This window comes from Paenibacillus sp. 1-18, assembly GCF_000520755.1.
GTDB classification, from domain to species: domain Bacteria; phylum Bacillota; class Bacilli; order Paenibacillales; family Paenibacillaceae; genus Paenibacillus; species Paenibacillus brasilensis.
In genome coordinates this window covers 1-3,388 of the sequence record NZ_ASSB01000264.1, presented here as the reverse complement: position 1 = coordinate 3,388, position 3,388 = coordinate 1, and the positions used below count along the sequence as shown (strand labels likewise).

General features: G+C 38.9%; 5 protein-coding genes and 1 pseudogene. 4 read left to right on the top strand and 2 right to left on the bottom strand.

What is annotated here, in order from left to right:
* Window positions 1-508: phage holin, LLH family (locus tag L693_RS0116735; RefSeq protein WP_025718440.1), on the top strand; the 508-nt coding region annotated here is incomplete at its 5' end.
* A gap of 113 nt (window positions 509-621) precedes the next feature.
* On the opposite strand, the gene L693_RS0116730 is transcribed toward L693_RS0116735, so the two are convergent.
* Window positions 622-1,515 carry a hypothetical protein gene (locus tag L693_RS0116730; protein ID WP_025718439.1) on the bottom strand — a complete coding sequence of 298 codons (894 nt, stop codon included), beginning with the start codon at window positions 1,513-1,515 and terminating at the stop codon, window positions 622-624.
* A gap of 274 nt (window positions 1,516-1,789) precedes the next feature.
* Between L693_RS0116730 and L693_RS0116725 the strand changes: the two genes are divergently transcribed.
* Window positions 1,790-2,011 carry a hypothetical protein gene (locus L693_RS0116725; RefSeq protein WP_025718438.1) on the top strand — a complete coding sequence of 74 codons (222 nt, stop codon included), beginning with the start codon at window positions 1,790-1,792 and terminating at the stop codon, window positions 2,009-2,011.
* A gap of 41 nt (window positions 2,012-2,052) precedes the next feature.
* On the opposite strand, the gene L693_RS0116720 is transcribed toward L693_RS0116725, so the two are convergent.
* The gene (locus tag L693_RS0116720) at window positions 2,053-2,784 is read right to left on the bottom strand and encodes a hypothetical protein (RefSeq protein ID WP_025718437.1); all 732 of its coding nucleotides are present in this window, start codon (window positions 2,782-2,784) and stop codon (window positions 2,053-2,055) included.
* A gap of 99 nt (window positions 2,785-2,883) precedes the next feature.
* Between L693_RS0116720 and L693_RS30680 the strand changes: the two genes are divergently transcribed.
* Both L693_RS30680 and L693_RS31530 read left to right on the top strand, forming a co-directional pair.
* On the top strand, window positions 2,884-3,045 hold the full coding sequence (locus L693_RS30680) for a hypothetical protein (protein WP_197029985.1): 162 nt from the start codon (window positions 2,884-2,886) through the stop codon (window positions 3,043-3,045).
* Between the two features lie 181 nt (window positions 3,046-3,226).
* A pseudogene (locus tag L693_RS31530) lies at window positions 3,227-3,388 on the top strand (transcriptional regulator); the annotation flags it as partial.

The window sequence follows — 3,388 nt, the reverse complement described above, 5'->3', positions numbered from 1 at the left end:
ATATGTAAATACCATCGTCACAGCCGCTGCGGGTGTGCTTACAGCGTTTGTTTTAGGTGGTCTGAATGCACTTAAAACTAAGGTAAATACATGGCTGGAAGCCCGTACAACGGCGGCACAGCGGGAAGTAATCCATAAGATAGCAGGAGAGGGCTTCGCCTTTGCTCAAACGGCATTCAAACAGGCTGGAGGCGAACGTAAGCTTCAGGAGGCTTTGCAGTATACATCCTTGAGATTAACGGAACAGGGCATTGTGGTATCGGCTACAGAGTTGCAGGCTGCGATTGAAAAGGCATATCTGGAGTATAAGGCCAAAACAAAACCGGTACTTGCTACTGAAGCACAGCCAAACGAGGAGGCAACACAGGCCGCAGCTAAGGAAGCTGTATCGGGTCTGGCTGCAAAGTTGAATGATTTCTTGGCACAGGCTACGGCAGAGGTGGCCCCCGCTGCACCTGAGCCTATTCCTGCACCAACAATAGAACAAACGCCTGTCACTACGGAATAGATCTATACCAAAAATACCCTACTGGCATTTAGCTGGTAGGGTATTTTTGTTTCGACGCTAATTATTATTAGAATATTCCGTGACTATTAGTAGTTATTTGACCAGACCCCACATTAATGGGTGGTGTGAGAATGATCAAACCTAATACGATTGTCAAAGTAAGAAATACCTTTTTCATTTTTCAGTTCCCCTTCCAAAATTTTTTTGAATAGCAGGGCGTAACTGTCAAGCTGAGACGGGGTGGCGAAACCTCTAAACGCTTCGAATAGAGCAACACATCGTTTGAAGTATTTACCATCTTGTATTTTAATAGAGGATTCCAATGCCTGTATCAAACAGTTTAAAGCATCGAGGTATTCATCTTTTCTTAGGTGATACAGAGCTAAATGATATGCATAGTCAATGAACTGAAAAATATTTCCGTAATCCTCTAACTCTGCGAATGATGCGCTGTGATGAGTCATGGATGCTAACTCAGAATCAATGTCCCACCCATACTGTAAGGCTGCTTCGACGATTGAGACATGGGCCGGGAGCCAATCATCTTCCGGGGATATTTCCAAAAATCTTATATACTCAGGAATAATATGCTTGTTGCCTTTAAACATTTGTAATTCGTATTGGTTTAGCTTTGCAAGGAGTTTAAAATTTTCTACTACCTCAAACCCATCCTTATCCAACCCGTTAAACCAACCTAACTCAGAGTATTTTTCTATGCAGTCCTGGGTGGCTGTGTAATTTTGCATCTTTAAGTGTGCTACACCACGCATTAGATGGCTGTAACCGTAGTAAAATACCAGAGGTTGTTTTAATTCTTTACTATGTAAATTCTCATCTATGTTGTTAAATGTTGCGTCATATTTTGCCTTGGCACACATATATAGATGCTCTGTCAATCTGAGAAGTCTTTCCCAATCTTCTGATGTATAACACATCCTGATGTAATGTACGATTGCGTCTAAATCTTCAACATTAAGTAGGTCTTTTTCAACTGCGTCCACTTCCATTACCAAATCCTCCTTTTTTGATTTACCGCATAATCCCACAATATAGAACTTTTTACCATATGTCAATTACGTATTTCTGTAATTTTCAAGTACCTATAAGCCTGATGATACCCTTGTGATTCAAGAGGTATGGGTATAACAAAAAAAGAACCGAGGGATAACCCTCACTGCTCTCATTATAAAAAAAGCTCTGCTAACCTTATGGTCGGCAGAGCTTTTTTCGTTGCAGGAATAACCACACAATTCACCGAATACCTATCCTGAGGTGATCAGCATGAACTATACATATAAAGTGTTAAAGTCGGATATCGAACTATTTGCTGCTGCATTGAGCCAGGTAAGGGTGTATGTAGTTCAGCCATTGGGAGAGGATTTGATAGATATTGTGGACTATGGTGGCGCAGTGGAGAAGATTACACCAGAGTCGATTAAGATTAACGGATATTATTTTTTCCGCAATCAGTTTGAATTTAGAGTAGACAAAAAGCCCAGCTAGCCTTAATTGGTCGGCTGGGCTTTTTGTCTACTTAACGACTTCTATTCGATTACATTGGTACTATAAAAGGTCCCTGTTTTAGATATGCGTTTACTCCAATAGTCATTGCCAGCAAACCTAGTCGTTAATATACCATTCCAAGTTATAGTTCGTTTGTATTTATATGAAGAATCAATTATTGGGGAATCAGGAGTCCATGATGCAAGTGCTGAGGCGCCGATTAATGAACTTGTAGCCGTTGTTGATCTAATATAACCTGTTGAGGAATCGTATCTCAGGGTTACATAACCTTTGACAGTGTAAATATCAAATTCATACAAATCCACTTCAAAATTTTTTGTTGCAGTAAGAGCTTGAGGATTGACTGATTGTTCTTGAATGTCTGTCTTTTCGCTTAATTCTTTTATATCGCTTGGATCAATGATAGTAGGATCAATAGAAGATTTTGTTGGAGGGCCATATATGTAAGCAGCTAATGCAGCCATATCATCAACAGTGTCAGCTTTTAATGCAGGGGCTTTGTCAGCGGTGTTAATTTCTTGTGCTGATAGGGACTGCTTACTTTGAGATTCCAATCCAAATGCATTCAAAACTTCCTCTTTGCTCTTATACACACCTTTATACTTATTAAAATATTCTTGCGGTACCACATCATGCACATCAACAATATTATTCTCGGTCTTTGGTGCGCTACTAGCGAAGGAAACTGAGGACAAGAATGACAAGTTTAACACTAAAACAAGACCTAAAAACACTGAAAATTTTGACTTCATTTTCAAAACCTCCTAAAATATATATAGAATGTGGTTACGTTTTCCATTGTATAACTAGATTTTTCCTTTTTCAAGATTTTTTTATTAGGAGGTGTTATTTTGGCTTTTGATTTAATTCCGTTTATACTTAACATGGTAGTTATTCTTATTTCTATTACTGGTGGAGTGCTGTTAATTGGAACATTGTACAGGGGATACACACTGCTGGGTTTACTTATTGCTGAGAAAAAGAATAGAGACAACACTGAGAAAAAAATATAGAGAATCACACTCTCCGTTGACAGCAAAGGTTGGCGGAGAGTGTTTTTTTTGTTTAATTTCATGCCAAAGCCTGAAATCCAACATTAGTGGCATATAATATTGACAACTGTTAAATAATGGACAACAATAGAATGCAAGAATATAAAAGTTTTGGAATTTCTGTGTGAAGGGTGGATATGACATGAAGCATACACCTACGATTCGAGCAGAATTAGACAGATATTTAAAACAAGAAAGTTTGAGTCTAAGACAATTTGGGCAAATTGCAGGCATGAATAGGGGAGCAGTAAGTGCTATTGTGACAGGGAATAAGTCTATGTCTGTTAACCAGCTTGACCTAATT

Excerpts from the sequence above, each read along its gene's own strand:
- L693_RS0116730 (WP_025718439.1), bottom strand. The coding sequence starts at position 1,515 with ATGGAAGTGGACGCAGTTGAAAAAGACCTACTTAATGTTGAAGATTTA.
- L693_RS0116725 (WP_025718438.1), top strand. The coding sequence starts at position 1,790 with ATGAACTATACATATAAAGTGTTAAAGTCGGATATCGAACTATTTGCT.
- L693_RS0116720 (WP_025718437.1), bottom strand. The coding sequence starts at position 2,784 with ATGAAGTCAAAATTTTCAGTGTTTTTAGGTCTTGTTTTAGTGTTAAAC.